Here is a 23504-nt window from a genome sequence, read left to right on the forward strand (position 1 = left end):
GAATAAGTTCTAATTAAATAAGTACAAGCATATATTGGAACAAGCTAGGCGTAAGGGAGGCTTGTTCCGATATGCGTGTATCAAATGTAACAGTTAGAAAACGACTTATTTTTATACTTATATCAGGTATACTTATTTTCACTATTATCGATATTCGTCTTGGATATGTGCAATTTTTTCTTGGGAATATGTTAACGGATCGTGCGAAAGATTCATGGAGTCGTAATATTACTTTTGAACCCGAACGTGGGAAAATTTTAGACCGAAATGGTGTGGAACTTGCCACGAATAAAAGTGCTCCAACTGTCTTTGTTGTACCGAGGCAAATTGAAAAACCAGCAGAGACTGCAGAGAAGTTAGCTGCAGTATTAGGTGTGGAAAAAGATGAGATTTATAAAAGGATTACAAAAAAAGAATCGATTGTAAGGTTAGATAAAGGCGGAAGGAAAATATCACATGACAAAGCGAAAGAAGTACGAGGATTAAGTTTGAAGGGCGTGTATATCGCAGAGGATTCTATCCGGTACTATCCATTTGGAAACTTTTTATCACATGTATTAGGTTTTGCAGGTAGCGATAACCAAGGTCTTATGGGACTAGAAAAATATTATGATAAAGAGCTAAATGGGGACAAAGGTCATGTGCGTTTTTTTGCAGATGCGAAAGGACAAAGGATGCCTAATGTTGGTGATGATTTCAAAAAGCCAGAAGCTGGTTTAAATTTAGGATTAACAATCGATGCGCGTATTACAAGGATTATGGAAAGAGAAATGAATATTGCGGAGTCAACTTATAATCCTGACGGTATGATTGCGATTGCAATGAATCCTAAAAATGGTGAAATTTTAGGTATGTCTAGTCGACCGAGTTTTGACCCAGCGGATTTTCAAAGTGTCTCTCCAGAAGTGTATAACAGAAATCTACCTGTATGGAGTACGTATGAGCCTGGTTCAACATTTAAGATCATTACATTAGCTGCAGCATTGAATGAAAATTTAGTAGACTTAGAGAAGGATACGTTTTATGATGATGGAGCAGCTGAAGTAGGTGGAGCTAGATTGAAATGCTGGAAAGCAGGAGGTCATGGCAGTCAAACGTTTTTAGAAGTCGTTCAAAACTCATGTAACCCGGGATTTATTGAACTTGGTGATCGCCTTGGTAAAGACCGATTATTTAAATACATTCGTAATTTTGGTTTTGGGCAGAAGACTGGAATTGACTTGCAAGGTGAAGGCAGTGGGATTTTATTTAATTTAGATAAAGTTGGTCCAGTAGAGCAAGCAACAACTTCATTCGGCCAAGGGGTTTCTGTTACACCAATTCAACAAGTAGCAGCTGTAGCGGCGGCTGTAAATGGTGGAACATTGTATCAGCCGTATATAGCTAAGGAGTTTATTGATCCGAAAAATAATCAAGTTGTTAGTAAAAAGACACCTGTTGAGAAAAGAAAAGTTATTTCCAAGGAAACTTCAGAAAAAGTTCGTTATGCATTAGAGAATGTTGTAGCGAAAGGTTCTGGTAAAGGTGCTTATATTGATGGATATCGTGTAGGTGGAAAAACGGGTACTGCTCAAAAGGTGAAAGATGGTAAATATTTAGAGAATAATTATATAGTATCTTTTATCGGATTTGCTCCAGCGGATGATCCAGAGATTGTTGTGTATGTTGCTGTTGATAATCCAAAAGGGGTTACACAGTTTGGTGGAGTGGTAGCAGCTCCGATTGTCGGGAATATCCTTCGAGATGCGCTTCCTGTTATGGGAGTGAAACCGAGAAAAGAACAAGTTGAGAAAGAATATAAATGGGGCGATACACCAACTGTGGAAGTTCCGAATTTAATTGGAATGAAAAAGAAAGACTTACAAACACAACTCGTCGATTTGAAGCTTGATATAAGTGGAGATGGAGAGAAAGTAATTAAACAATCACCAGAAGCGGGAGCTAAAGTAAAAGAAGGCTCAAAAATTAGAATTTACTTCGGGAATTAAAGGTAACATAGTACGTTTTATGGTACAATTGGTGGAAGTGAGTTCTTTATAGAACAGTTACTTAATTTGAGACAGTAAGTGTCTCATTCATAAATAGGTCAGTAGCACTTACCTCCTTATATAGGAGGTAATGTGTTGCTTACTGAAAAAAAGATAAATAAACAATGTAGAGAGGGTTTAGTGAAATGAAGTTGCATACACTTGTATCATGTTTGCATGATTTTCCAGTTGTTCCAAAAGAAAATCCAGAAATCACATCTATAGAAGCTGATTCACGTAAAGTGAAAGAGGGAAGCTTATTTGTATGTATGAAAGGATATACGGTTGATAGCCATGATTTTGCTAAGCAAGCAGCGGCACAAGGAGCGGCTGCTATTGTTGCGGAAAGACCAATTGATGTTGACGTTCCAGTTGTACTTGTGAAAAATACTTTTCGTTCGTTAGCGGTTTTAGCTGATTATTTTTATGGTCAACCGACACACAAGTTACATTTAATCGGAATTACAGGTACAAATGGAAAGACAACAACATCGCATATTATGGATGAGATTATGCGAGCACATGGTCATAAAACAGGGCTAATTGGAACGATTAATATGAAAATCGGTGATGAAACATTTGAGGTGAAAAATACAACACCAGATGCACTAACACTTCAACAGACGTTTTCAAAAATGGTTGAACAAGGTGTGGACAGCACGGTAATGGAAGTTTCGTCACATGCGTTAAATCTTGGTCGTGTACACGGATGTGATTACGATGTAGCGGTGTTTACGAATTTAACACAAGATCATTTAGACTATCATAAAACGATGGAAGAATATAAACATGCAAAAGGGTTACTATTTGCACAGCTTGGCAATAGTTATAATCATAATCGTGAAAAGTACGCTGTGCTGAATAGCGATGATAATGTAACAGAAGAGTATATGAGAAGTACTGCAGCAACAGTTGTAACATATGGTATTGATACAACAAGTGACATTATGGCAAAAAATATCGTTATGACGAGTGGCGGGACTACATTTACGCTTGTCACACCATATGAAAGTGTAAATGTTACGATGAAATTAATAGGTAAATTTAATGTATATAACGTACTTGCAGCAACAGCAGCAGGACTTGTTTCGGGTGTGAAATTAGAAACAATCATTGCTGTTATAAAGGATTTAGCTGGGGTTCCAGGACGTTTTGAAGTTGTTGATGGAGGGCAAAATTATACAGTTATTGTTGATTACGCACATACGCCAGATAGTTTAGAAAATGTATTAAAAACTGCAAAACAATTTGCAAAAGGTGATGTGTATTGTATCGTTGGTTGTGGCGGCGATAGGGACCGAACGAAGAGACCGATAATGGCAAGTGTTGCAACAAAATATGCAACTCATGCAATTTATACATCAGATAATCCAAGAAGTGAAGATCCAGCGGCTATTTTAGATGATATGGTACATGGTGCAAGCGGGAAAAATTATGAAATGATCATTGATAGAAAAGAAGCAATACACCATGCAATCGCTAAAGCGAAAGCAGATGATATCATTATTATTGCTGGTAAGGGGCATGAAACGTATCAAATTATTGGTAAAGAAGTTCATCATTTCGATGATCGTGAAGTTGCTAAAGAAGCAATTACAGGGCGTTTAAACAACGAAGAGTAACAACGTGAGAGGAGGACTACATGTGCTTGAGCAAGGTTTATTAGTAACGGCTGGGGTAGCATTCTTAATTTCTGTTGCCCTTTCGCCATTGTTTATTCCATTTTTAAGAAAATTAAAGTTCGGACAGAGTATTCGTGATGAGGGACCGAAGTCACATCAAAAAAAATCAGGGACACCGACAATGGGTGGTATCGTCATATACGTATCTATGATGGTAACTTCACTTATTATGGCGATTAAGTTTAATTATTTAGGTGCAGAGGTTTCGTTATTACTATTAGTGACGTTTGGTTACGGATTGATTGGATTTTTAGATGACTACATAAAGGTAGTTAAGAAGAGAAATCTTGGTTTAACATCAAAGCAAAAATTAGTAGGTCAGCTTGTTATTGCTATTGCATTCTTTTTAATTGGAAAAGGGCAAGCGTTCCACACATACATCATGATTCCGGGAACGGATGTTAAGTTTGAATTAGGTTGGGCGTATTTCGTACTTGTACTATTTATGCTTATTGGTGGATCAAATGCAGTTAACTTAACTGACGGTTTAGATGGTTTATTATCAGGAACAGCTGCTATTGCATTTGGAGCATTTAGTATTATTGCTGTGGCACAAGAGCAATTTGGAGTAGCGATATTCTGTATGGCAGTTGTAGGAGCTGTACTTGGATTTTTAGTATTCAATGCGAATCCAGCAAAAGTGTTTATGGGAGATACAGGTTCATTAGCTTTAGGTGGAGCCATTGCAGCTGTAGCGATTTTATTAAAACAAGAATTGCTACTTGTAATTATTGGCGGAGTATTCGTAATGGAAACTTTATCGGTTATCATTCAGGTCATTTCATTTAAAACAACAGGAAAACGTGTCTTTAAAATGAGTCCATTACACCATCATTATGAATTATGCGGTTGGTCAGAGTGGCGTGTTGTTGTGACGTTTTGGTCTGCAGGATTTTTATTAGCTGTGTTAGGAATTTATATCGGGGTGTGGATGTAATTGAAAACTGTAACTGAATTTCAAAATAAGAATATTCTTGTATTGGGTATTGCAAAAAGTGGTTATGCAGCAGCTACATTGTTACAAAAGCTAGGGGCAAATGTTATTGTAAATGACGGAAAGCCTTTAGCAGAGAATGTACTTGCTGCAGAATTACAAGCAAAAGGAATGGACGTTGTATGCGGTGGTCATCCTTTAGAATTATTAGAGAGAAATATTTCTCTTGTAGTAAAAAATCCAGGAATCCCGTATTCTAATCCAATATTAGTTGCTGCGAAAGAAAAACAAATTCCGATTGTTACGGAAGTTGAATTAGCATATCGTATTTCAGAAGCACCATTTGTTGGGATTACGGGGTCTAACGGTAAAACGACGACGACAATGCTGACATTTGAAATGCTAAAAGAAGGACAAAAGCATCCTGTAATTGCAGGGAACATTGGAACTGTAGCGTGTGAAGTAGCACAGGATGCAAAAGAAAATGAAGTTGTAGTTACAGAACTTTCATCGTTTCAATTGATGGGAGTAGAATTGTTCCAACCTAAAATTGCTGCGTTTTTAAATTTATTTGAGGCCCACTTAGATTATCATGGGACGAAGAAAGAATATGGTTTAGCAAAAGCAAATATTTTTAAAAACCAAACAGAAAATGATTATAGTGTAATAAATGCGGATGATGCAGATGTGATGGCTTTGTCTGCGTATTCTAAAGGTCAAAAAATCCTGTTTTCGACAACGAAAGAAATTGAAGATGGTGCGTGTATAAAAGATAACGCTCTTTATTTCAAAGGTGAAAAAGTTGTTGAAGTAAGCGATATCGTTTTACCTGGTCAACATAATCTAGAAAATATTTTAGCTGCGATGAGTATTGCGAAATTATTAGGTACTTCTAATGAAGCAATTACGGTCGTGTTAAAACGTTTTACGGGTGTAAAACATCGTTTAGAATATGTAACAACGATTAACAACCGTAAGTTTTATAATGATTCAAAAGCAACGAATATGTTAGCGACTGAGAAAGCACTATCTGCGTTTACACAACCGATTGTGTTACTAGCAGGTGGGCTTGATCGCGGAAATGAATTCGATGATTTAATTCCGTATTTCAAAAATGTAAAAGCGATTGTAACATTTGGACAAACAGCTCCTAAACTAGTAAGAGCGGCAGAAAAAGCGGGATTAGATATAATTGAAAGTGTCGATACTTTAGATGAAGCAGTGGTGAAAGCTTATGCTCATTCTAAAGATGGTGATGTCGTTCTTCTTTCTCCAGCGTGTGCAAGCTGGGATCAATTTAAAACATTTGAAGAAAGAGGAGACATTTTTATACAAGCTGTGCATAAACTTATATAAAGTAAATCAAAACATCAGTAGGCTAACACCTACTGATGTTTTGTTACATAGGGCAAAAGGTTCTGCCTAAAGAGGTGGTGTTTGTGGGTAATGAAGAAAACGCCTGATTTTATGCTCATCATCGTAACACTTTCATTGTTGACAATCGGAATGATTATGGTTTATAGTGCGAGTGCAGTTTGGGCCTCTTATAAAATGGGGGACTCATTCTTTTTTGCAAAAAGACAATTACTGTTTGCGGGTCTTGGTGTAGTAGCTATGTTTTTTATTATGAAAATTGATTATTGGGTGTGGCGTACGTATTCAAAAGTGATTTTGCTAGTTTGCTTCATTCTTCTTATTCTCGTTCTTATTCCTGGAGTAGGTCTTGTTCGAGGAGGAGCACGAAGTTGGATTGGAATCGGAGCATTTTCGATTCAACCGTCAGAATTTATGAAGTTTGCGATGATTATTTTCTTGGCAAAGTTTTTAGCAGAACGGCAAAAATTGATTACATCTTTTAAACGTGGTTTATTACCGGCTCTTAGTTTTGTGTTTCTTGCTTTTGGGATGATTATGTTACAGCCAGACCTTGGGACAGGAACGGTAATGGTTGGGACATGTATCATTATGATATTCATTTCGGGAGCGAGGGTCTTTCACTTTGCAATGTTTGGTTTGATTGGTGTAGCAGGATTTGTAGGGTTAATTGCATCAGCACCGTATCGAATGAAACGCATTACATCATATTTAGATCCGTGGTCAGATCCGCTCGGGAGTGGATTTCAAATTATCCAATCATTACTTGCAATTGGACCTGGTGGATTATTTGGGCTTGGACTTGGACAAAGTAGACAAAAATTTCTTTATTTACCTGAACCACAAACTGACTTTATATTTGCGATCTTATCCGAGGAATTAGGTTTTATTGGTGGTTCATTTGTGTTATTATTATTTAGTCTATTATTATGGCGCGGGATTCGTATCGCATTAGGAGCGCCAGATTTATATGGTACGTTTTTAGCAGTAGGTATTGTGGCGATGATTGCGATTCAAGTAATGATTAATGTTGGTGTTGTAACAGGACTGATGCCTGTTACGGGTATTACCTTGCCGTTTTTAAGTTATGGTGGATCAAGTTTGACATTAATGTTAATGGCAGTAGGTGTATTATTAAATATAAGTCGCCATTCTCGCTACTAAACCCTGTTTATAAGACAGGGTTTTTCGTATGTGTGTAAAAATGCAATATGTATATAGAAATAAATATAATGGAAATAAGAAAAGAGAAGCGGAGGAGTTAGTAGTGCGTGTATTAGTGAGTGGTGGGGGTACTGGTGGTCATATTTATCCAGCTCTTGCTTTAATTAGAGAAATAAAAAAGTTAAATCCAGAAGCAAGATTTTTATATATTGGTACGGAAAATGGACTAGAGAGTACAATCGTTCCAAAAGCAGGTATACCATTTCAATCTATTGTTATAAGTGGATTTAAACGAAAAATATCATTAGATAATGTGAAAACAGTAATGCGTTTTCTAAAAGGTGTACAGGATAGTAAACGATATATTCGTCGTTTTAATCCGGATATCGTAATTGGAACGGGTGGATATGTATGTGGACCAGTTGTATACGCTGCAGCCAAATTAGGTATTCCAACTATTGTACATGAACAAAATAGTGTACCAGGTGTAACGAACAAGTTTTTAAGCCGTTATGTTGATAAAGTTGCTGTTTGTTTTGAAGCAGCTATAGAGCATTTTCCAGAGTCAAAAGTGGTAATGACAGGTAATCCACGAGCATCAGAGGTAATGGATCAAAATGGAATGAAGGGGAAACGTTCAGTTGGGCTTTCTCTTCCTAAAAAGTCTGTACTTATATTTGGTGGAAGTCGTGGGGCTAGACCGATTAACGATGCCTTCGTTGAAGCAATTGAACAGTTTGGGAACAAAAGCTACGAAATACTATATGTAACAGGTGAAGTACATTATGACAAAGTGATGGAAGCCGTGAAGCAAAAAGGGAACCCAAGCAATGTTATTATTAAGCCGTTCATTCATAATATGCCAGAGGTACTAACTGGTGTAGACCTTGTTGTTTCAAGGGCTGGGGCAACAACACTTGCAGAATTAACAGCGTTAGGAAAACCAAGTGTGTTAATACCGAGTCCGTATGTAACAAATAATCATCAGGAAAAGAATGCACGTTCAGTTGTTGATAAAGGAGCGGCAAAAATGTTACTAGAAAAAGATTTAACAGCTGAAACGCTTATTCGTGATATTGATGAGATTTTATTAGATGCACAAACATTACAAAATATGAAGCTAGCTGCTAAGCAACTAGGTATTCCAGATGCAGCAAATAAGCTGTATGAAGTAATGAATAAGCTTGTAAAAAAATAAAGTGAGGCTTTAATCAGCGGGGAGTGATTCTCTCTCGTTGATTATTACCTTTCACTAATCGGATGTTTACTGGTATCCTCATTCCGCCTAATTTCTTTATTATCGCCTAATTTTGATTTAGGAGCTGTACTGCCCGTAAATAGAGGGATAACGTTAGGTGAATGCCCTGCATATTATTGTCATAAGGAGACTTAATATGGGGGAGATTGTCTATGGAACAATTAGTAAATGAGCTTATAGAAGCAGACGTTGGTCGTGTTTTAGTTAACGAGCCGTTAGCACGTTATACAACTATGAAAATAGGTGGACCAGCGGATATTTTAATTGTGCCAAAGCATGTAGCCGGTATTGAAAAAACATTACAGTTAGTAAAACAATACAAAACGAAGTGGACTGTAATTGGTCGCGGTTCAAACCTTCTTGTATCTGATCAAGGCATAGAAGGTGTTGTTATTCGTTTAGGAGAAGGATTAGATCACTTAGAGGTCGAAAAACATAAGGTAAGAGTTGGTAGTGGATATCCTCTTATTAAATTGTCAACTTTACTTAGTCGTCAAGGGTTAGCTGGATTGGAGTTTGCAAGCGGTATTCCAGGAAGTGTCGGTGGTGCAGTATATATGAATGCAGGTGCACATAAATCGGATATATCGAGTGTATTATCGAAGGCTCTCATTCTGTTTGAAGACGGTACAATTGACTGGTTAACGAATAAAGAACTGGAGTTTTCTTATCGGGCATCTGTATTGCAAACGAAACGTCCTGGTATTGTTTTAGAGGCGGTGTTTCAATTACAGGCGGGAAAACGTGAAGAAATTGTACGTAGCATGCAAAATAATAAAGATTACCGCCGTGAAACGCAACCATGGAATCACCCGTGTGCAGGAAGTGTATTTCGGAATCCAATCCCACATTTTGCAGGAGATTTAGTAGAAAAAGCAGGGCTTCGTGGTTATAGGATTGGTGGAGCTCAAATTTCTGAAATGCATGGCAATTTTATTGTTAATACCGGGGGAGCTTCAGCGCAAGATGTATTGTCTTTAATTGAATTAATAAAACATACAATTAAGGATAAATTTGATGTAGATATGCACACAGAAGTAGAAATCATTGGAAGATAACGGTTATTCGTTCCGCTCATTATCATTTATGTTATAATAAGAAGATAAGAACGGCATGAGGAACATGCCGTTCTTTATGTTACATAGGGGGATCGTACATGAATAATAGTAAAGTGATTAAACTACAAGATCGTGTACCAAAATTGAAAAATCAGAAGAAAAAAAACAAAAAAAATGTTAATCATCGATTGATTTTATACATATCAATTTTATTTTTATTAGTGCTCTTTTTAATTTATTTTCGGTCTCCGCTTAGTAATATAAAAAAGATTAGTGTGTTTGGAAATCACTATATGACGGATGAACAAGTAATGAAGGATTCAGGCGTGACATATGATACAAGTTATTTCCGAGTGACAGCACATAAAGCTGAAGAAAACTTAACGAAGCGAAAAGAAATTAAAGCAGTAAATGTAAAAAAACGTTTTCCAAACAATATTGATATTCATATCGAAGAATATGTAACGATTGGTTATATAAATAAAGAGGGAAAATTACAACCGTTATTAGAGAATGGAAAAACACTTGATGTACTACCTAATGGAAAACTTCCTGTTGCAGCACCGATTTTCGAACCTTTTAAAGAAGAGAAAATGAAGGAGTTAATCGCTGAACTAGAAAAATTAACACCAGCTATTTTAAAATCTATTTCGGAGATTCGCTATTCACCAACGAATGCGAATGAAGATCATCTTACTTTATATATGAATGAAGGTTATGAAGTGAGCACTACAATTCAAAATTTCGCAAAACGTATGGAAGCCTATCCGCTTATTTTAAAAACAATTGAGCCAGGTAAGAAGGTATTAATTGACTTAGAAGTAGGTGCATATACGAAAGAATTAGGTGCAGAAGAAAAAAAAGAATAGAATGGTAGTTTTCGTTACTTATAGCAGAAAAAACGAAACGAATGTTCTATTATGTGTATACGAATTTAGAAGAATGGTTCATTTGATGAAAAATATGTAAAAATTCTTAGATTCATACTAGTATTGGTACAAGTTTCACTTTTCTATGAGTACATCTTAGTGTAGACTTATACTTGGCGGTAAACTTTACACTCGAAATAGAATTATTTCAAGATAAGCAGTTATTCATAGTTTACTGCGATATTCTTAATTGAATGCTAAATAAAAATAAGAAAAATATAGGGTTAAAAAAGGGAAACGTATAAAGACGTTGAATATTTTTCTTATAAATAGTAAAGTTGCGATTGTTGTTCCATATATTGAGTTGTATGGTATAAATAAAGAAGGAGGTGCCAAAGAATGAACAGCAATGAAATATATGTTAGTCTTGACATCGGTACATCCAATGTTAAAGTCATCATTGGTGAAATGGTTAATGACAGCTTAAACATTATTGGTGTTGGAAATGTAAAATCAAATGGTTTAAAGAAGGGATCGATAGTTGATATAGACGAGACTGTTCGATCAATTAAAAAAGCAATTGAACAAGCTGAGCGCATGGTGGGAATCCACATTGAGCAAGTTGTAGTAGGTGTCAATGCAAACCAGGTACAGCTACTTCCTTGTCACGGAGTAGTCGCTGTTTCAAATGAAGATCGTGAAATCGGGAATGAAGATGTCTTACGCGTTCTAGATGCAGCACAAGTTGTGTCAATTGCTCCAGAACGTGAGTTTATTGATGTGGTACCTCGACAGTTCATCGTAGACGGTCTTGACGAGATTAACGATCCACGCGGGATGATCGGTGTAAGATTAGAAATGGAAGGTACACTTATTACAGGCTCGAGAACTTTACTACATAACCTACTTCGTTGTGTAGAAAAAGCAGGTCTTGAAATTGTTGATATTTGTCTTCAACCTTTAGCGGCTGCAACAGTTGCAATATCTTCAGATGAAAAAAATAGAGGAGTAGCCCTTGTTGATATGGGGGGAGGATCTACAACTTTATCTATTTTTAAAGATGGAGAGTTACAAGCGACGAGCGTATTACCATTAGGTGGAGACCATATAACGAAAGATATTGCGATTGGGTTGAAAACTTCAACAGAAAATGCAGATCAAATTAAGTTGAAATATGGACATGCTTTTTATGATACAGCATCTGAAGAAGAGATGTTTACGGTTCCTATTATGGGAAGTGATCAAACAGAACAATATTCTCAGTTGGAATTATCGGATATAATAGAGGCTCGTGTAGAGGAAATTTTAATGTTTGTTCAAGATGAAGTGCGTAAGTTAGGAGTAAAGCAAGTGGCTTCTGGTTATGTACTAACTGGCGGAATTGCTTCTATGCCAGGTGTTCTTGATCTTGCATATGATATTTTACATGAAAATGTTCGTGTAGCAACTCCTGATTATATTGGTGTGCGTGAGCCCCAATATACAAGTGGAGTTGGATTAATTAAACATTCTTATCAAAAAGCTAAATTACGTGGGAAAAATGTGCAGGAAAAGCAAGAGCATTTTGAACCAGTACCAGCACCAGCACCAACGCCGGTACAACAGCAACCCACGAAACAAAAAACTCGTAATCAAAACAATAATAATCAAAATGATGACCGCATGATGTCAAAAGTAAAACGTGTATTCCGTTATTTATGGGATTAAAATTGGACACGAAAAATGAGGTTCTAGGGGGATTTCGACATGTTAGAGTTTGATACTACTCAAGATCAATTAGCGAATATAAAAGTTATCGGTGTCGGCGGTGGCGGAAACAATGCTGTAAACCGTATGATTGAACACGGTGTACAAGGTGTAGACTTTATCGCTGTGAACACTGATGCACAAGCATTAAATCTATCAAAAGCTGAAACAAAAATGCAAATTGGTGGAAAATTAACGCGTGGACTTGGTGCAGGCGCAAACCCTGAAGTAGGGAAAAAAGCTGCAGAAGAAAGTAAAGAACAGATCCAAGAAGCACTTCGTGGTGCGGATATGGTCTTCGTAACTGCCGGTATGGGCGGTGGAACTGGAACTGGTGCAGCTCCAGTTGTTGCTCAAGTTGCAAAAGAATTAGGTGCTTTAACAGTAGGTGTTGTAACACGTCCATTTACTTTTGAAGGACGTAAGCGTGCGACGCAAGCAGCATCTGGTATTGCAGCATTTAAAGAAAATGTAGATACTCTTATTGTAATTCCAAACGATCGCTTATTAGAGATTGTTGATAAAAATACGCCAATGTTAGAAGCATTCCGTGAAGCTGATAACGTATTACGTCAAGGTGTTCAAGGTATTTCGGATTTAATTGCAACGCCAGGTTTAATTAACTTAGACTTTGCAGACGTAAAGACAATTATGTCTAATAGAGGTTCTGCTTTAATGGGTATTGGTTCTGGTAATGGGGAAAATCGTGCTGCAGAAGCTGCGAAAAAAGCGATTTCTAGCCCATTACTAGAAACATCTATTGATGGAGCTCAAGGTGTTATCATGAACATTACGGGTGGCGCTAACTTAAGCTTATATGAAGTACAAGAAGCGGCAGACATCGTAGCTTCAGCTTCAGATCCAGAAGTAAATATGATCTTCGGTTCTGTTATTAACGAAGGATTAAAAGATGATATCGTTGTAACTGTAATTGCAACTGGTTTTGATGATAGCATTGCAACTCAACCACCAAAACCAATTATTCGTCCGAATGCGAACCACACGCAACAACAGCAACAACCAGTAGCTCAACCTTCAAAACAGCGTGAAGTAAAACGTGAAATGAAGCGTGAAGAGCCAGTTGTACATGAGCGTCATTCAGATTCAGATGATATCGATATTCCAGCATTTTTACGTAACCGTCGTAGACGATAAAAAAAGGAGCTTTCATGCTCCTTTTTGTTTTTTATGGAAAAGACCTGCTAAGCAGGTCTTTTTTTTTATTTCGTATATTTCAATATATTTTGTTTGTGAAAATAAGAGTATATCATTCTATGAATTTGTACTTTTATTTTTTACCGACAGATTATGTCTAGAAATCACAAAATAACAAAAAAACACCTCCGCAAATTGACACACTTTCCTATTGGATATGCATTATACTAGTCTCAACTTGAAAAAAGAGGTGAATTGTTTGGTTGTTTACGCCGACGTTGTTTGGTTGTTAAACGCCTGCATTGATTTTCTTTTGCTTTTATTAACAGCTACCGTGTTAAAAAAGAAAATCAAAAGATGGAGGCTTGTGTTAGGGGCATTTATAGGTTCAACTATTGTTATTTTTGCCTTTACTCCTTTTGCTTCTATGATGACACATCCAATTATGAAACTACTATACTCGTTACTTATTGTGTATACAGCATTTGGGTTTACAACATTTAGAAATTATGCACAAACTGTTTTTACTTTTTACTTTGTAACCTTTATGGTTGGCGGAGGATTAATTGGAACTCATTTCTTTTTGCAAACGAATGAAATGGTAAATGGATTGGTTCAATCTCAGTCAATTTCTTACGGTGATCCAATTAGTTGGTTATTTGTTATTTTTGGTTTTCCAGTAATTTATTATTTTTCTAAAAAGCGTATTGAAAGCGTAGAGGTCACGAAAATACACTATGATCAAATTGTGAAAGTAAAAATTCAATTAGCCGAAGAAGAACTAGAACTCGCAGGTCTTATTGACAGTGGGAACCAACTTTATGACCCATTAACAAAAACACCTGTTATGATTATGCATGTTTCATCATTAGAACATTGCTTACCATCTTGGTTAACAGAACAAATTTATTCCAAAACAGAAATTCCTCAAATACCAGAAAATGATTCTGGTTGGGCGACCAAATTACGCTTAATTCCTTTCCGTGCAGTAGGAGTAGAGAGTCAATTTTTGTGGGCAATTAAGCCTGACAGTGTGCAAGTTGACCATGAAGGTAGTTCTATTGTTGTAAACAAAGTATTAATTGGATTAAATACACAACAGCTGTCTACTAATGGGGAGTATCAATGTATTGTGCATCCAAAAATGTTGATTTCGCAAAAAATGGTGATCGCTTAATAAATGAGAGGCGGGATAATATGATGAAATTAAAATTTTATTTAGTATACCTTTGGTATAAAGTATTGCTGAAATTAGGAATTAAGACCGATGAAATTTATTATATTGGTGGAAGTGAAGCGTTGCCACCACCGTTAACAAAAGAAGAAGAGGAAGTTCTTTTGAATAAATTGCCAAAAGGAGATCAGGCAGCAAGGTCATTACTTATTGAACGTAACTTAAGGCTCGTTGTATATATAGCAAGAAAGTTTGAAAATACAGGGATAAATATTGAAGATTTGATTAGTATAGGAACAATCGGCCTTATTAAAGCGGTAAATACATTTAATCCAGAAAAGAAAATAAAATTAGCAACATATGCATCGCGTTGTATAGAAAATGAAATTTTAATGCATTTACGTCGAAATAACAAAAATCGTTCGGAAGTTTCTTTTGATGAACCACTAAACATTGATTGGGATGGGAATGAACTGTTATTGTCTGACGTGTTAGGTACAGATGATGATATTATTACAAAAGATTTAGAAGCTACTGTAGATCGTCACCTTTTAATGAAAGCATTACACCAATTAAATGATCGTGAAAAACAAATTATGGAACTTCGGTTTGGGCTTGCTGGAGGAGAGGAAAAGACGCAAAAAGATGTGGCGGATATGCTTGGGATTTCACAGTCATACATTTCGCGTTTAGAAAAAAGAATTATAAAAAGATTACGAAAAGAATTTAATAAAATGGTGTGAAGAATAAGACCAGCCGTTATGTAGGCTGGTCTTATTCTATTTAGTTGTATTAGGAAAGATAATTTAAATAAAAAATCGTGAAAAAACCACATGCATAAAATCCCCTTCAAAGGAAATACTTTACACTGTACAGCAACTCCCGATAGGAGGGAACACTTTGACGAGAAACAAAGTAGAAATTTGCGGTGTTGATACAGCTAAACTTCCAGTATTAAAAAATGATGAAATGCGTAAATTATTTCGTGAAATGCAAAGTGGAGAGATAAGCGCAAGAGAAAAATTAGTGAATGGAAACTTACGTCTTGTACTGAGCGTCATCCAAAGATTTAATAACAGAGGAGAATATGTTGACGATTTATTTCAAGTTGGTTGCATCGGACTTATGAAATCAATTGATAATTTTGATTTAGGCCAAAATGTAAAATTTTCAACGTATGCTGTGCCGATGATTATTGGGGAAATACGCAGATATTTGCGTGATAATAATCCGATTCGCGTATCGCGCTCATTGCGAGATATTGCGTATAAAGCTTTGCAAGTAAGAGAAAAATTGATTGCAGAAAATTCAAAAGAACCAACAGCAATGGATATTGCAAAAGTGCTAGAAGTAACTCATGAAGAGATAGTATTTGCTTTAGATGCGATTCAAGATCCAGTTTCATTATTTGAACCGATTTATAATGATGGGGGAGATCCTATCTTTGTTATGGATCAGTTAAGTGATGAAAAACAAAAGGACGAGCAGTGGGTTGAAGAATTAGCATTGAAAGAAGGAATGAAGCGTTTAAATGATAGAGAGAAAATGATTATTAGAAAACGTTTCTTCCAAGGAAAGACACAGATGGAAGTTGCAGAAGAAATTGGGATTTCCCAAGCGCAAGTATCACGTTTAGAGAAGTCAGCTATTAAACAAATGAATAAAACGATTCAAGGATAAGGTCTCACCAATTATGGTGAGACCTTTTTATATGTAATATGGTTTGTGCTCATAGTAGGGGATTAGTGTTCATATAATGAAACTAGCATGGTGTTTCGTATAGATGGCTTCCTGTAAATATGAGAAACAGTTTCCAATTTGTCATATAAGGGAGAGGATAAAAATGGTGATACGAATTTCAGAGTTACAGATGAAGGATGTTATAAATATTTCAGATGGAAAAAGGATTGGGAATATTGGAGATATTGAAATTGATATGAACACAGGGCAAGTTTGTTCTGTTATTATTTCCAAACAGACACGTATGCTAGGTATTTTTGGAAAAGATGTTGAGATTGTAATTCCTTGGAAGGAAATTGTGAAAATTGGGGAGGATGTCATACTTGTAAGAGTAAATCCTGTTAATTCTGTAACAGAATCAATACAAACACCGACAATTTCATAAAGAATATTACAAATTCCTCTTTTTTTTCTGTTAGGATTATGAAAAAATAAAAGTATGGTAAAATAGACAGGAAGTACCATGCTTTTTTCTGTTATTTTAATTAAAAGGAGCCGCTTTATTATGAGAGAACCATTTAAATATGTGGACGGTATACTGTATTTACAAGCGTGGAAAGAACTTGGAAACATTACTGCTGGATTTACGACAAAAGATGGTGGGATAAGTACGGGCTCCTTTCATGCGATGAATTTAGGATTACATGTGAATGATATCGTGGAGAACGTTCATGAAAACAGACGCATTTTAGCAAATAAGTTACAAAAACCATTAGAAAACTGGATTTGCTCTGAACAAGTTCATGCTCATCATGTTGAAAAAGTAGGGCAACAGGAAAAGGGAAGTGGTGTCTATTCATATGAGGACGGCATTTCAAAAACAGATGGCATTTATACGAGTAATGAAGATGTTCTGTTAACGTCTTGTTACGCGGATTGTGTTCCGCTCTATTTTTATGCACCATCACATGGTATGATAGGACTTGCGCATGCTGGATGGAAAGGCACTGTACAAGAGATTGCAAAGGAAATGATTCAAAAGTGGAATGCAGAAGGTATTTCAAGTGATGAAATTCATGTTGCAATTGGGCCGTCGATCGGATCTTGTTGTTATGTTGTGGATGATCGTGTATTAACAGCAGCACAGGAAGTAGTTAGCGGTGCTGTTCCTCATCAAAAAATTTCTGACGGGCAGTACGCAATTAATTTAAAAGAAATTAATCGTATATTATGTGTACAAGCAGGCATAAAAGAAGAGCATATTGTAATGTCATCTCTTTGTACAAGCTGTGAAGAGCAACTATTTTTCTCTCATCGTCGTGATCAAGGTAAGACAGGAAGAATGTTGAGTTTCATAGGTTTTAAGGAGGAAGGAAGCAAGTGACAGTACAAGAAAATTTAGTAATTGTAAACGAAGCTATTAAAGAATCTTGCGCTCGAGCTGGACGTTCGTTGCAAGATATTAAACTTGTTGCAGTTACAAAAACTGTAGGGATTGAAAAAACAAACGAAGTAATTGAAGCTGGAATTATCGATTTAGGTGAAAATAGAAATGAAGGTTTCTTACAGAAATACGAGCATTTCGGTTCAAAAGTTAATTGGCACTTTATTGGCTCATTACAAACGAGAAAAGTAAAAGAAATCATTAATGAAATTGATTATTTACATTCGTTAGATCGTCTTTCGCTGGCGAAAGAAATTCAGAAACGTGCTGATAAGAAAGTGAAATGCTTTATTCAAGTGAAAACCTCATCTGAAGAATCGAAGCAAGGATTGGCAATAGAAGAGGTTGTTTCTTTTATTCAAAGTTTGCAAGAATTCGATAAAATTGAAGTGGTTGGACTAATGACGATGGCTCCATTTACAGAAGAAGAGGAAGAAATCAGACGCTGTTTTAAGGAATTACGTATGCTGCAAACAGAGGTGCAGGAGCTAGAGTTATTACATGCGCCATGTAAAGAATTATCAATGGGAATGTCCAATGATTACACAATTGCAATTGAAGAAGGGGCTACATATATTCGTTTGGGAACGATTTTAGTAGGAAAAGCGTAAAAGGAAGGAGAATCTTATTATGAGTTGGTCAAAAGTAAAATACTTCTTTTTTGATACACCGGAAGAAAAAGAAGCAGCTCAATATGGTTATGAAAAGGAGCAAACAGACATGAAAAAGCAGCAAGATCCACCAGAACAACAAGACGTTACGTTTCCGAAAGCGCAACCGAAGCAAAATGTTGTGAGTATTGAAACAGCAAAACAATCTTCAAAAGTTGTTTTATTAGAACCACGCACATATTCGGAAGCACAAGGGATTGCGGACCACTTAAAAGGTAGACGAGCTGTTGTAATTAATTTGCAGAGAATGTCTACTGATCAAGCGGTACGTATCGTTGACTTTTTAAGTGGTACTGTATACGCTATAGGCGGGGACATTCAAAAAATAGGACCGAAAACATTTATGTGTACACCTGAAAATGTAGATATTGTTGGTGCGATTTCAGAGTTATTCGGTGAAGAAGAAGAAACAAATATAAAGAGGTGGTAATACGCCATGACAACAGTTTTTATAGTGTTAAGTTATGCTATCGAGATTTACTCGTGGGCACTTATTATTTACATTCTCCTATCATGGTTTCCTGGTGCAAAGGAATCAGCTTTTGGAGAGTTCCTGGCACGTATTTGTGAACCGTATTTAGAACCATTCCGCCGCTTTATTCCGCCGCTTGGAATGATTGATATTTCTCCAATCGTTGCGATCTTTGCGTTGAAACTTGCTAAAACTGGTTTGTTCAGTTTATTAAGCTATTTCTTATAGTAAGAAGGTAAATACATGAGCATCTACGAACATTTTAGGCCTGATGAGGAGGTCTTTGTGGATAAAGTGCTAGAGTGGAAGCGAGCGGCGGAATACCATCAAGTGAAGTTAACGGATTTTCTTGATCCTAGGCAACAACAAATTGTTTCTATGGTAATAGGACAAGGTGATGTTGCTGTGCAATTTGGTGGTGCAACGCCTAATGCAGAGCGTAAAAGAGCACTTATTTATCCAGACTATCTAGAATTAAATGAAGAAGAATTTCAAGTAGAAGTATTAGAAATTGACTATCCTTCCAAGTTTTATACGCTAGAACATAGGCAAATATTAGGTACATTTATGTCTCTTGGTTTAACAAGAGAAAAATGTGGTGATATTTTGCTGCAAGAAAATCGTGCCCAAATTGTAGTTGCGAAAGAAATTGTATCGTATATTGAGATGAACTTACAATCAATAGGGAAAGTAAAAGTCTCTTTAGCGTCAGTGCAAGGAGAACAAATTCTACAGATAGATGAAACGTGGGGAGAGAAATCTGGAACGGTTTCTTCACTTCGTTTAGATGTTATGTTAGCTGAAATGTTACATTTATCTAGACAGAAAGTACAACCTTTCATAAAAAATGGTTTAGTAAAAGTCAATTGGAAAACAGTGGAGCAAACTTCTTATGAATGCTATCCAGGAGATGTTTTTTCTGTTAGAGGATATGGCCGAAGTAAATTATTTTCTGTAGAAGGTAGAACAAAACGCGACAAATGGAGAATTTTGTATGGTATACTAAAATGATTGGTTTTTTAGAAGGAAATCCTCCTATTTTGTCGAAGAAAAGATATAATTGAAAGAGGAAATTTAGATAACTACTTGGAGGTGGCGTTGTGCCGTTAACACCATTAGATATTCATAACAAAGAATTTGGTCGCGGATTCCGTGGCTATGATGAAGATCAAGTAAATGAGTTTCTTGATCAAATTATCAAAGATTATGAATTGGTCATTCGTGAGAAAAAAGCTTTAGAAGAAAAAGTTGCGCAGTTAGAAGGGAAGTTAGATCATTTCTCTAATATTGAAGATACGTTAAACAAATCTATCGTCGTTGCACAAGAAGCAGCGGAAGAAGTAAAACGTAATGCGCAAAAAGAAGCGAAATTAATTGTGCGTGAAGCTGAAAAGAATGCTGATCGTATTATTAACGAAGCATTAGTAAAATCAAGAAAAGTTGCTTTTGATATTGAAGAGCTAAAGAAACAAGCGAAAGTATTCCGAACTCGTTTCCGTATGTTATTAGAAACACAGCTTGAGATGTTAAACAACGATGATTGGGATAAACTAATTGAATTAGAAGACGAAGTAGATGAACTGTTGAAAAAAGAAGAAACAGTGTAAGCTTGACGTTTTTCTCATTATTACATATAATTTTAAACAACATATTTATTAAGAAAAACGAAGATAGGGATAAGTACCTTTTCAAACCTTATATAGCGAACTGAGGATGGTGTAAGCTCAGGATAAGGAGATAGTGGGAATATCACCCTGGAGTTCCGCGCTGAACAAATAGAGTAAGCGTAGGCGTGTATTCGCGTTAAGAATATAAAGAGGATTCTATACACATGTATATGATCTACTAGGGTGGTACCGCGGGAGACTTTCTCGTCCCTTTTTGGGATGAGAAGGTCTCTTTTTTATTCCGTTTTTTAAGTGTTTCTTTTATACATGTAAGGAGGAATTGAGCATGGAGTACAAAAATACATTACTGATGCCAAAAACAGAGTTCCCAATGCGTGGGAATTTACCAAAACGTGAGCCTGCAATGCAAGAAAAATGGGCTGAAATGAATATTTACGAAAAAGTACAAGAACATACAAAAGGACGTCCTTTATTTGTATTGCATGATGGACCTCCATATGCGAATGGTGACATTCATATGGGACATGCATTAAATAAAGTATTAAAAGACTTTATTGTTCGTTATAAATCAATGACTGGTTTTAGTGCGCCATATGTTCCAGGATGGGATACGCACGGTTTACCAATTGAACAAGCTTTAACAAATAAAGGTGTAAAACGTAAAGAAATGACAGTTGCTGAGTTCCGTAAGTTATGTGCAGAGTATGCATATGAACAAGTAGAACGTCAACGTGAACAATTTAAGCGTCTAGGTGTACGTGCAGATTGGGATAATCCATATATTACTTTAGAGCCAGCTTATGAAGCACAACAAATTAAAGTGTTTGGTGACATGGCGAAAAAAGGTTATATCTATAAAGGTCAAAAACCAGTTTACTGGTCTCCAACGAGTGAATCTGCTTTAGCGGAAGCTGAAATTGAATATCAAGATAAAAAATCAGCATCTATTTACGTAGCATTCCCTGTAAAAGATGGAAAGAACGTATTAGAAGGTGATGAAAAGTACATCATTTGGACAACGACACCTTGGACATTACCTGCAAACTTAGGTATTTCTGTTCACCCAGAGCTTGAATATAGCATTGTAAAAGTAAACGATGAGAAATATATCATTGCTTCTGAGCTGTTTGAGACAGTTGCAAAAACGTTAGAGTGGGAAAATGCTGAAGTTGTGAAAACAGTAAAAGGTAGCGAACTTGAGTACACAGTTGCAAAACATCCATTCTACGATCGTGATTCATTAGTTATGCTAGGAGACCACGTAACAACAGATGCAGGTACAGGTTGTGTTCATACAGCACCAGGACACGGGGAAGATGACTTCGTTGTTGGTAAAAAGTATGGATTAGAAGTACTTTGCCCAGTCGATGATAAAGGTGTATTAACAAATGAGGCACCTGGATTTGAAGGCTTATTCTATGATAAAGCTAACAAACCAATTACAGAAAAATTAGAAGAAGTAGGCGCGTTACTGAAACTAACATTCATTACACATTCATACCCACATGATTGGAGAACGAAAAAACCAATTATTTTCCGTGCGACAGCACAGTGGTTTGCATCTATTGAAGCATTCCGTAAAGAATTAATAGAAGCTGTAGCAGAAACAAAATGGGTACCAGCATGGGGAGAAACTCGTCTTCATAATATGGTTCGTGACCGTGGTGACTGGTGTATTTCTCGTCAGCGTGCATGGGGTGTGCCAATTCCAGTATTCTATGCTGAGAATGGTGATCCAATTATTACGGATGAAACAATTAACCATGTAGCAGATTTATTCCGTGAACACGGTTCTAACGTATGGTTCGAGCGTGAAGCGAAAGATCTATTACCAGAAGGATTTACACATCCAGGTAGCCCAAATGGCGAATTCCGTAAAGAAACAGACATCATGGATGTATGGTTCGATTCAGGTTCTTCTCACCAAGCGGTATTAGAAGAGCGCGAAGATTTACAGCGTCCAGCTGATTTATATTTAGAAGGATCTGACCAGTATCGTGGTTGGTTTAACTCTTCATTATCAACAGCAGTTGCTGTAACAGGTAAAGCTCCATATAAAGGCGTACTAAGTCACGGTTTCGTACTAGATGGTGAAGGACGTAAGATGAGTAAGTCGATTGGAAACATTGTCGTACCGAAGAAAATTATGGATCAATTAGGCGGAGACATTTTACGCTTATGGGTATCTTCTGTTGACTATCAATCTGACGTACGTATTTCAGATGATATTTTAAAACAAGTAGCAGAAGTGTATCGTAAAATCCGTAACACATTCCGTTTCTTATTAGGAAACTTAGACGACTTTAAGCCAAGTGAAAATGCAGTAGCTGTAGCTGAACTTCGTGAAGTAGATCGTTACATGTTAGTGAAATTAAATGACTTAATTACAAAAGTTAAAGAAGCATATGAGACATACGACTTCGCTGCTGTGTATCATGCAATTCATAACTTCTGTACAATTGATTTAAGTTCATTCTATTTAGACTTTGCAAAAGACATTTTATATATTGAAGGTGCAAACCACGAAGATCGTCGTGCGATTCAAACTGTATTATATGATGTTCTTGTTGCGTTAACGAAACTTGTAACACCAATCTTACCGCATACAGCTGATGAAGTATGGCCATACATTCCAGGCGTAACAGAAGAAAGTGTACAATTAACTGATATGCCAGAAGCTGTACAATTAGATGACGCGGAAGCGTTAAAAACAAAATGGGATGCATTTATGACATTACGTGATGACGTGTTAAAAGCACTAGAAGTAGCTCGTAATGAAAAAGTAATCGGTAAGTCATTAAATGCAAGCATTACGCTATATCCAACTGCAGAAATGAAAGCTATGTTAGAGTCTATTAGTGAAGACTTAAAGCAATTATTCATCGTTTCTGAGTATAAACTTGGTGGTATGATGGATGAAGCGCCAGCAGATGCACCGAAGTATGAACATACAGCGGTTGTTGTTGCTCAAGCAACTGGTGAAACATGTGAACGTTGTTGGGTAGTTTCAGAAACAATTGGTAAAGATGCTGAACATGAAACATTATGTGAGCGTTGTGCAACAGTTGTTAAAGAAAACTATGTAAAATAATAAAAAAAGCTGACTGCTATTGATGCAGTCAGTTTTTTTGTTGATGGCATATCAAAATCACTTTCAGACTCTTTCCT

The 23504-nt window shown here is 36.4% G+C and carries 21 protein-coding genes and 1 other annotated feature; all 21 genes read left to right on the forward strand.

Annotated elements, in window-relative coordinates:
- Positions 1-71: 71 nt before the first annotated feature.
- The 21 genes from HMAS_RS04970 (at position 72) to ileS2 (ending at position 23427) form a co-directional block, all read left to right on the forward strand.
- Positions 72-1988, forward strand: coding sequence for a stage V sporulation protein D (locus tag HMAS_RS04970; protein ID WP_001266234.1), 1917 nt, complete (start codon positions 72-74; stop codon positions 1986-1988).
- Positions 1989-2173: 185 nt separating this feature from the next.
- Positions 2174-3649: a UDP-N-acetylmuramoyl-L-alanyl-D-glutamate--2,6-diaminopimelate ligase gene (gene murE / locus HMAS_RS04975; RefSeq protein WP_000766320.1), complete on the forward strand. Its 1476-nt coding sequence runs from the start codon at positions 2174-2176 to the stop codon at positions 3647-3649.
- A gap of 22 nt (positions 3650-3671) precedes the next feature.
- A complete protein-coding gene (mraY, locus tag HMAS_RS04980) occupies positions 3672-4646 on the forward strand; it encodes a phospho-N-acetylmuramoyl-pentapeptide-transferase (RefSeq protein WP_000893060.1) in 975 nt (324 codons plus the stop codon).
- Positions 4647-5999 (forward strand): UDP-N-acetylmuramoyl-L-alanine--D-glutamate ligase, encoded by a 1353-nt coding sequence (murD, locus tag HMAS_RS04985; RefSeq protein ID WP_000860116.1) that lies wholly within the window; start codon positions 4647-4649, stop codon positions 5997-5999.
- A 90-nt stretch (positions 6000-6089) separates the two neighbouring features.
- Complete coding sequence (spoVE, locus tag HMAS_RS04990; RefSeq protein WP_000753524.1) at positions 6090-7181, forward strand: stage V sporulation protein E; 1092 nt, start codon at positions 6090-6092, stop codon at positions 7179-7181.
- 103 nt (positions 7182-7284) lie between these two features.
- Positions 7285-8379 (forward strand): undecaprenyldiphospho-muramoylpentapeptide beta-N-acetylglucosaminyltransferase, encoded by a 1095-nt coding sequence (murG, locus tag HMAS_RS04995; RefSeq protein ID WP_025709060.1) that lies wholly within the window; start codon positions 7285-7287, stop codon positions 8377-8379.
- A gap of 212 nt (positions 8380-8591) precedes the next feature.
- Complete coding sequence (gene murB / locus HMAS_RS05000; RefSeq protein ID WP_000437024.1) at positions 8592-9497, forward strand: UDP-N-acetylmuramate dehydrogenase; 906 nt, start codon at positions 8592-8594, stop codon at positions 9495-9497.
- Positions 9498-9595: 98 nt separating this feature from the next.
- Positions 9596-10366 carry a cell division protein DivIB gene (gene divIB, locus HMAS_RS05005; RefSeq protein ID WP_001065794.1) on the forward strand — a complete coding sequence of 257 codons (771 nt, stop codon included), beginning with the start codon at positions 9596-9598 and terminating at the stop codon, positions 10364-10366.
- 399 nt (positions 10367-10765) lie between these two features.
- Entirely contained in the window at positions 10766-12073 is a 1308-nt protein-coding gene (gene ftsA, locus HMAS_RS05010; RefSeq protein WP_001087558.1) for a cell division protein FtsA, read from the forward strand.
- Positions 12074-12112: 39 nt separating this feature from the next.
- On the forward strand, positions 12113-13267 hold the full coding sequence (gene ftsZ, locus HMAS_RS05015; protein ID WP_000888984.1) for a cell division protein FtsZ: 1155 nt from the start codon (positions 12113-12115) through the stop codon (positions 13265-13267).
- A gap of 259 nt (positions 13268-13526) precedes the next feature.
- Positions 13527-14444 carry a sigma-E processing peptidase SpoIIGA gene (gene spoIIGA / locus HMAS_RS05020; RefSeq protein ID WP_000261975.1) on the forward strand — a complete coding sequence of 306 codons (918 nt, stop codon included), beginning with the start codon at positions 13527-13529 and terminating at the stop codon, positions 14442-14444.
- Positions 14445-14464: 20 nt separating this feature from the next.
- The gene (sigE, locus tag HMAS_RS05025) at positions 14465-15184 is read left to right on the forward strand and encodes an RNA polymerase sporulation sigma factor SigE (protein ID WP_000976948.1); all 720 of its coding nucleotides are present in this window, start codon (positions 14465-14467) and stop codon (positions 15182-15184) included.
- A gap of 157 nt (positions 15185-15341) precedes the next feature.
- On the forward strand, positions 15342-16121 hold the full coding sequence (sigG, locus tag HMAS_RS05030; RefSeq protein WP_000197753.1) for an RNA polymerase sporulation sigma factor SigG: 780 nt from the start codon (positions 15342-15344) through the stop codon (positions 16119-16121).
- 163 nt (positions 16122-16284) lie between these two features.
- Complete coding sequence (locus HMAS_RS05035) at positions 16285-16566, forward strand: YlmC/YmxH family sporulation protein (protein WP_000236750.1); 282 nt, start codon at positions 16285-16287, stop codon at positions 16564-16566.
- Between the two features lie 120 nt (positions 16567-16686).
- A complete protein-coding gene (gene pgeF / locus HMAS_RS05040) occupies positions 16687-17505 on the forward strand; it encodes a peptidoglycan editing factor PgeF (protein WP_001209008.1) in 819 nt (272 codons plus the stop codon).
- Positions 17502-18176 carry a YggS family pyridoxal phosphate-dependent enzyme gene (locus HMAS_RS05045; protein WP_000218005.1) on the forward strand — a complete coding sequence of 225 codons (675 nt, stop codon included), beginning with the start codon at positions 17502-17504 and terminating at the stop codon, positions 18174-18176. The genes pgeF and HMAS_RS05045 overlap by 4 nt, the downstream gene beginning before the upstream one ends.
- A 19-nt stretch (positions 18177-18195) precedes the next feature.
- On the forward strand, positions 18196-18666 hold the full coding sequence (locus HMAS_RS05050; protein ID WP_000119129.1) for a cell division protein SepF: 471 nt from the start codon (positions 18196-18198) through the stop codon (positions 18664-18666).
- Positions 18667-18672: 6 nt separating this feature from the next.
- Positions 18673-18936, forward strand: a complete 264-nt coding sequence (locus HMAS_RS05055; RefSeq protein ID WP_000214232.1) for a YggT family protein — start codon at positions 18673-18675, stop codon at positions 18934-18936.
- A gap of 15 nt (positions 18937-18951) precedes the next feature.
- Positions 18952-19719 carry an RNA-binding protein gene (locus HMAS_RS05060; RefSeq protein ID WP_002164454.1) on the forward strand — a complete coding sequence of 256 codons (768 nt, stop codon included), beginning with the start codon at positions 18952-18954 and terminating at the stop codon, positions 19717-19719.
- A gap of 89 nt (positions 19720-19808) precedes the next feature.
- Positions 19809-20315, forward strand: a complete 507-nt coding sequence (gene divIVA / locus HMAS_RS05065; RefSeq protein WP_001131611.1) for a septum site-determining protein DivIVA — start codon at positions 19809-19811, stop codon at positions 20313-20315.
- A gap of 51 nt (positions 20316-20366) precedes the next feature.
- Positions 20367-20590 (forward strand) — a binding site (T-box leader).
- Positions 20591-20661: 71 nt separating this feature from the next.
- Positions 20662-23427, forward strand: coding sequence for an isoleucine--tRNA ligase (gene ileS2, locus HMAS_RS05070; protein WP_000455951.1), 2766 nt, complete (start codon positions 20662-20664; stop codon positions 23425-23427).
- Positions 23428-23504: the final 77 nt, after the last annotated feature.

Origin of the sequence: Bacillus sp. HMA207 (genome assembly GCF_003402455.1) — a bacterium.
Lineage (GTDB): Bacteria > Bacillota > Bacilli > Bacillales > Bacillaceae_G > Bacillus_A > Bacillus_A cereus.

Coding starts and splice junctions, on each gene's coding strand:
- divIB (WP_001065794.1), top strand. CDS start 9,596: ATGAATAATAGTAAAGTGATTAAACTACAAGATCGTGTACCAAAATTG.
- ftsZ (WP_000888984.1), top strand. CDS start 12,113: ATGTTAGAGTTTGATACTACTCAAGATCAATTAGCGAATATAAAAGTT.
- HMAS_RS05055 (WP_000214232.1), top strand. CDS start 18,673: ATGACAACAGTTTTTATAGTGTTAAGTTATGCTATCGAGATTTACTCG.
- HMAS_RS05060 (WP_002164454.1), top strand. CDS start 18,952: ATGAGCATCTACGAACATTTTAGGCCTGATGAGGAGGTCTTTGTGGAT.
- ileS2 (WP_000455951.1), top strand. CDS start 20,662: ATGGAGTACAAAAATACATTACTGATGCCAAAAACAGAGTTCCCAATG.
- spoVE (WP_000753524.1), top strand. CDS start 6,090: ATGAAGAAAACGCCTGATTTTATGCTCATCATCGTAACACTTTCATTG.
- murB (WP_000437024.1), top strand. CDS start 8,592: ATGGAACAATTAGTAAATGAGCTTATAGAAGCAGACGTTGGTCGTGTT.
- ftsA (WP_001087558.1), top strand. CDS start 10,766: ATGAACAGCAATGAAATATATGTTAGTCTTGACATCGGTACATCCAAT.
- HMAS_RS05035 (WP_000236750.1), top strand. CDS start 16,285: ATGGTGATACGAATTTCAGAGTTACAGATGAAGGATGTTATAAATATT.
- pgeF (WP_001209008.1), top strand. CDS start 16,687: ATGAGAGAACCATTTAAATATGTGGACGGTATACTGTATTTACAAGCG.
- murE (WP_000766320.1), top strand. CDS start 2,174: ATGAAGTTGCATACACTTGTATCATGTTTGCATGATTTTCCAGTTGTT.
- sigE (WP_000976948.1), top strand. CDS start 14,465: ATGATGAAATTAAAATTTTATTTAGTATACCTTTGGTATAAAGTATTG.
- HMAS_RS04970 (WP_001266234.1), top strand. CDS start 72: ATGCGTGTATCAAATGTAACAGTTAGAAAACGACTTATTTTTATACTT.
- HMAS_RS05050 (WP_000119129.1), top strand. CDS start 18,196: ATGAGTTGGTCAAAAGTAAAATACTTCTTTTTTGATACACCGGAAGAA.